Here is a 5,956-nt window from a genome sequence, read left to right on the forward strand (position 1 = left end):
CCCCCCCCCCCCGTAACCCCCGCTGCGGCCTATTTCCTGGTGGGGGCCCCCCCAAATCAACTAATTTTTACCCCCCAACAAACCCGCGGCCCCCCCGGGGGCGCCCGCTTCTTATTACAGCACGGTGAGGCGCTTGAGCAGGGAAACACAGTCGAGATAGCCGCGCCAGTAGGCCCAGCCGACCTCGTAGTTTGCGCGGGTGCGAAGGACCTGGCGGTAATCGTCGAATGTTTCTCCGCCGGGCAGGGCGGCTTCGAGCTGTTCAACCTGCTCGTCAAGCAGGGAACAGGCTTCGGAATCGTGCAGTGCGTCCCGCTGTTCGGTGAGACGCCCGTGGAGGTAGCTTTCAAAGTCGTCATGGGTAACGGTCATGGACGGCCCCTTTCTGTCATTGCCGCACAGGTACTTGCAGAAATCATGCGCACATGGTAAAATATTTGTGCGTGAGGTCCGCAAGGTCCTGTGCGTGGGTCGGAAACGGCGGGCTTCTTGTTGGGGGATCGCCGTTTCCTTCACTTTTCCTTGAGGCTTTTGATGCCGTCCCGGATCGCTTCCGGCTGGGTTTTCTGATGTCGCGTACAGTAATCAAGGAGGATTTTGAAGTCCTCGTCGTTGATACGCGCTCCAACCTTATGCGGTTTCGGATCGGTCGTCGGCCGCCCCATTTTTGCGGCGGTCAGGTGCGTCACCTCCTTCGACTTTTGACCCCAAAACAATTATATGATTTTTGGGGTCAAAAGTCAAGAACTTTTTGCGAGCCGGGTTGTTCCATAGTTGGGAGCATCCGCAACCTGAATTGAGCCTTCAGCTGGTGTACCTGCGGGGAGCGGCGGCAGTTTGTGGGTTATGGCAAGGTACTCCCGGGGATTCCTAAGGGACTGGCGGAAGTCCCTTAGGCGGACTTTTGGTTCCTTTTCGTCCGTCCGAAAAGGAACCCGTGGCGCGCGGCGGAACGCGCTCGTGATTCTTGCCGCTTGGAAAGCGGCAATTCCCGTCCAAAAACCCAAAACCGCCGCCGGTCGGCCACCGGCAACTATGCCGCTCCCCGAGCGGCAAACCCGAGAGGAGCCCTCCAGTGGACGAATACACGACGATCAAGGCCTTTGCGAGCGACGAATTCACCGAGCGGCGCTCCCGTTTCATCGGGCATGTGAAGCCGGCGGCGAGCGAGGCGGAGGCGGCGGCCTTCATCGCGGAGTGCCGCGACAAATACTGGGACGCAAGCCACAACGTCTACGCCTACATCCTGCGCGACGGCCAGACCCGCCGCTACTCGGACGACGGGGAGCCGCAGGGGACGGGGGGCGTGCCGGTGCTCGAGGTGCTCCAGCGGGAGGGGCTGACCGATCTGGTCTGCGTGGTGACGCGCTATTTCGGCGGGGTCCTGCTCGGCGCGGGCGGGCTGGTGCGGGCCTACTCCCACGGCGCGAAGCTCGCGGTCGACGCGGCGGAGCGGATGACGATGAGCGAGTGCACCGAGCTGGCGCTCGAATTCGGCTACGACCTCTACGGGAAGATCTCCTACCTGTTGCCGCAGTTTCACGCGCAGACGACGTTTTCCGACTTTGGGGCGGTCGTGCGGCTGCAGGTGCTGGTGAAGGACTGCTTTGTCCCGTCCTTTGAAAAGGCGCTGGCGGAGGGCACCTCCGCGCTGGTGACGCCGCGGGCGGTCGACCGCCGGTACGCCTGCATCCCCGAATGAATCCTGTCGAACGGTGGAACATCCTGCCTTTTGCAAGAAATTTCTGCATCAGGCAGGAATTTTTTTATCTGCGGAGTATAATATAGTAGAACAAACTGCAAAGCGGCATGGAAAGCCGCTTGACGGGAGGGAGGCACCGCATGACGATCCGCGAGCAGACGCAGGAAATCCAGGCGCGCACCCTGTCAAAATACGCCAGCCTCTCCCAAAACTCGCTCGGACGCGAACGCCCGGTCGAGGACTGCCCGCTGCGCACGCCCTACGCGCGCGACCGTGATCGGATCCTTCACTGCAAGTCGTTCCGCCGGCTGATGCATAAGACGCAGGTATTCCTCTCCCCGGAGGGGGACCACTACCGCACCCGGCTGACCCATACGCTGGAGGTGAGCCAGATCGCGCGGACGATCGCCGTCGCGCTGCGCCTCAACGAGGAGCTCACCGAGGCGATCGCGCTCGGCCACGACCTCGGGCACACGCCGTTCGGACATGCCGGGGAGCGCGCGCTCGCACAGGTCTGTCCGCACGGGTTTTCCCACGCGCAGCAGAGCGTGCGGGTCGTCGAGCGGATCGAAAATGACGGCGCGGGGCTCAACCTCACCTGGGAGGTGCGCAACGGCATCGGCTGCCACTCCTACTCCAACCCCTCCCCGGAGGGCCGGGCAAGGACGCTCGAGGGGCGCGCCGTCTATTTCGCGGACAAGATCGCCTACCTCAACCACGACCTCGAGGACGCGCTGCGCGCGAAGGTGCTGACGCAGGACGACATCCCCTGGACGATCAAATACGCGCTCGGGCGCACCAAATCCCAGCGGATCACCGCCCTCATCACCTCGCTGGTGGAAAACAGCGGCGAGGACGTCGGGATGGACAAGGCGACCGCCGAAGCGTTCGCCCAGTTCAACTCGTTTATGTATGAAGCGGTCTACCTCAACCCCGTGGCGAAGGGGGAGGAGGGCAAGGCGGAGGAGGTCGTCAAGAGCCTCTACCGCCACTTCGCGGAGCACCCGCAGGAGCTGCCCGACGAATACCAGGCGATCTATGAGCGGGAGGACGCCGCGCGCGCCGCCTGTGATTACATATCGGGCATGTCCGACCGCTACGCGGTCGCGACCTACGAACGGCTGTTCGTCCCGCGCCCATGGGAAATCTATTGATTGGAACAATCCGGAAAGGAGGCGGCCGCCGATGATTTCAGAACTTTTCCTGCAGGAACTCAAAAGCTACAGCGACATCGAACAGGTCGTCTCCTCCTATGTACACCTCAAGCGGCGGGGGCGGGTGGCCACCGGGCTCTGCCCCTTCCACTCGGAAAAGACTCCCTCCTTCACCGTCTACCCCGACAACCAGAGCTTCTACTGCTTCGGCTGCGGCGCGGGGGGCGATGTGATCACGTTTATCCGCCGCATCGAAAACCTCGAGTATGTGGAGGCGGTGCGCTTTCTGGCCCAGCGCGCGGGCATGTCGATGCCGGAGGACACGCGGGACGACGGCATGGCGCGCCTCAAGGCCCGCGTGCTGGAACTCAACCGCACCCTCGCGCGGCTCTACCACAGCTGCCTGCGGGGCCCGCAGGGCAAGCCGGGGCTCGACTACCTGCACGGGCGGGGGCTCACCAACCAGACGATCATCCGGTTCGGCCTCGGCTACGCGCCCGACAGCTGGGATACCGCCTGCAAATACCTGCGCTCCAGGGGCTTTACCGACGACGAGATGGTTTCCGCCGCCGTGGCGGCCCGGGGGAAGAGCGGCGGCCTCTACGACAGCTTCCGCAACCGGGCGATGTTCCCGATCATCGACCTGCGGGGCAACGTCATCGGCTTCGGCGGGCGGGTCATGGGGGACGCGAAGGGACCCAAATACCTCAACTCGTCCGACACGCCCGTTTTTAAAAAGAGCCGCAACCTCTTCGCGCTCAACTTTGCGAAGGCCTCCAAGCGGGAGGGGCTCATCCTCTGCGAGGGATATATGGACGTGATCGCGATGCACCAGGCGGGGTTTGACAACGCCGTCGCGACGCTGGGCACCGCGCTCACCTCCGAGCAGTCGCGGCTGATCGCGCAGTATGCCCAGGGCGTTACCCTCTCCTACGACTCGGACGGCGCGGGACAGGCCGCGACCCGGCGGGCGGTCGGCCTGCTCGGGGAGGTCGGTGTGAAGATCAAGGTGCTCTCCATCACGGGGGCGAAGGACCCCGACGAATACATCAAGAAATTCGGCGCCGAGCGGTTTTCGCTGCTGCTTGAAGGCGCGTCGAACGCCACCGAGTTCGAGATCGCCAAGCTCAGGCAGAAATACGACTGCGACACCGCCGACGGCAAGGTCGCCTTTCTGCGGGAGTTCGTCGCGCTGATGGCGGGGATTCCCAACGCGGTCGAGCGGGACGTCTACCTCTCCAAGGTGGCCTCCGAGCTGGAGGTGGCCAAGGAGGCGGTCGAGACGCAGCTCAAGTTCGAGCAGAAGCGCGCGTCCAAGCGCCGCAAGCGGGACGCCTCCGAGCTCAAGGTCTACAGCGAGGTCAAGGCGCCCAGCCAGCGGCAGGATTTCCAGCGGGCGCGCAACATCAAGTTCGCGCTGGCGGAGGACAAGCTGCTCGGCATCCTCATGAAGAATCCGGATTATTATGCGCATGCCGCGTCCCGGATTACGCTGGAAGACTTTGTCACCGACCGCAACCGGGAGCTGGCAAAGGTGATCTTCGAGCGGCTGGCGGCGGGGCAGTCGGTGGAGCTCAGCCTGCTGTCGGCGCAGCTTACGGTCGACCAGATGGGCGTTGCGTCCGAGCTGGTCAACGCCGTATCGGGCATGATGTTCGGCGTGGAGGATGTCGACAGTTATATCGACACCATCCTCAGCCATAAAAATATCAAGTCGCAGGACGAGGTCGCGGCAATGACGGATGACGACCTGAAGGCGTACATAGCCTCGTTAGCGTCCAAGAAGAAGTCAAACTGATTTAGGGGGACATACAGCAATGGGTGTACAGGAAAAGAAAGCCGTTTTGAAGGAACTTCTGGAGAGCGGCAAGGCGAAGGGCAAGCTGACCACCAAGGAAATCAGCGACGCGCTCGAGGAACTGGATTACGACGTCGAACAGGTCGACAAGATGTACGACCTGCTGGAACAGAACAATATTGAAATCATCGAGGACATGGTCACGCCGGTCGAGGAGGACTTCAAGGACCTCGGCAAGGGCGCAGACCTCGACGTGGCGCTGGCCGCCGAGGGCATCAGCATCGACGACCCGGTCAAGGTCTACCTCAAGGAGATCGGGCGGGTGCCGCTCCTCTCCGCCGACGAGGAAATCGACCTCGCGGTGCGCATGGGGCAGGGGGACGTCGAGGCGCGCAAGCGCCTCTCGGAGGCGAACCTGCGCCTCGTCGTCAGCATCGCCAAGCGGTATGTCGGCCGCGGGATGCAGTTTTTGGATCTCATCCAGGAGGGCAACCTCGGCCTCATCAAGGCGGTCGAAAAATTTGACCACACCAAGGGCTTCAAATTCTCCACCTATGCGACCTGGTGGATCCGCCAGGCGATCACCCGCGCGATCGCCGATCAGGCGCGCACCATCCGCATCCCGGTGCACATGGTCGAGACGATCAACAAGGTGAAGAAGGTCTCCTCCCAGCTGCTGCACAAGAACGGCCACGAGCCGACTGCCGACGAGATCGCGGCCGAGCTTGACATGCCGGTCGACAAGGTGCGCGAGATTATGCGGGTGGCGCAGGAGCCGGTGTCGCTCGAAACGCCGATCGGCGAGGAGGAGGACAGCCACCTCGGCGACTTCATCCCCGACGACGACGCGCCCGCCCCGGCGGACGCCGCCTCCCACGTCCTGCTCAAGGAGCAGCTCTCCGAGGTGCTCCAGACCCTCACCCCGCGGGAGGAAAAGGTGCTGCGCCTGCGCTTCGGCCTCGAGGACGGCCGCAGCCGTACCCTCGAGGAGGTCGGCAAGGAGTTCAACGTCACGCGCGAACGCATCCGCCAGATTGAGGCCAAGGCCCTGCGCAAGCTCCGCCATCCCTCCCGCAGCAAAAAGCTGAAGGACTTTCTCGACTAAAGGAACCCTTTTGAAAAAGGTTTCCTTTAGAATCCTTTCAAAACCTTTGGTTCAGGCGTCGCGCGGCGTTTTGCCGCGGGCGCGTCCCGTGAGGGAGAAGAAGCGGGCGCCCCCACCCGGGGCCCCGGGGGTGTTGTTGACGGGCCCCCCCCGGGGGGGGTGTTGGTTTTTGGCGCGTAGCCCCCCCCCGGGGTTTT

Annotated in this window: 6 protein-coding genes; 4 read left to right on the top strand and 2 right to left on the bottom strand. The window is 63.1% G+C overall.

Annotation, left to right across the window (positions count from 1 at the left end):
- Positions 1-114 precede the first annotated feature (114 nt).
- Positions 115-372 carry a hypothetical protein gene (locus RCI06_RS13960; protein ID WP_101549421.1) on the bottom strand — a complete coding sequence of 86 codons (258 nt, stop codon included), beginning with the start codon at positions 370-372 and terminating at the stop codon, positions 115-117.
- 140 nt (positions 373-512) lie between these two features.
- Positions 513-689: a hypothetical protein gene (locus RCI06_RS13965; protein WP_172439106.1), complete on the bottom strand. Its 177-nt coding sequence runs from the start codon at positions 687-689 to the stop codon at positions 513-515.
- 386 nt (positions 690-1,075) lie between these two features.
- Here RCI06_RS13965 and RCI06_RS13970 point away from each other — a divergent pair, with 386 nt between their 5' ends.
- The 4 genes from RCI06_RS13970 (at position 1,076) to rpoD (ending at position 5,759) form a co-directional block, all read left to right on the top strand.
- Positions 1,076-1,702 (top strand): YigZ family protein, encoded by a 627-nt coding sequence (locus tag RCI06_RS13970; RefSeq protein ID WP_101549423.1) that lies wholly within the window; start codon positions 1,076-1,078, stop codon positions 1,700-1,702.
- 140 nt (positions 1,703-1,842) lie between these two features.
- A complete protein-coding gene (locus tag RCI06_RS13975) occupies positions 1,843-2,856 on the top strand; it encodes a deoxyguanosinetriphosphate triphosphohydrolase (protein ID WP_101549425.1) in 1,014 nt (337 codons plus the stop codon).
- Positions 2,857-2,887: 31 nt separating this feature from the next.
- Positions 2,888-4,654, top strand: a complete 1,767-nt coding sequence (gene dnaG, locus RCI06_RS13980) for a DNA primase (RefSeq protein ID WP_288235263.1) — start codon at positions 2,888-2,890, stop codon at positions 4,652-4,654.
- Positions 4,655-4,673: 19 nt separating this feature from the next.
- A complete protein-coding gene (gene rpoD / locus RCI06_RS13985) occupies positions 4,674-5,759 on the top strand; it encodes an RNA polymerase sigma factor RpoD (RefSeq protein ID WP_101549428.1) in 1,086 nt (361 codons plus the stop codon).
- Positions 5,760-5,956 lie beyond the last annotated feature (197 nt).

The organism is Anaerotruncus massiliensis (ex Togo et al. 2026), assembly GCF_030825285.1.
In the GTDB taxonomy this organism is placed as follows: Bacteria; Bacillota; Clostridia; order Oscillospirales; family Ruminococcaceae; genus Anaerotruncus; species Anaerotruncus massiliensis.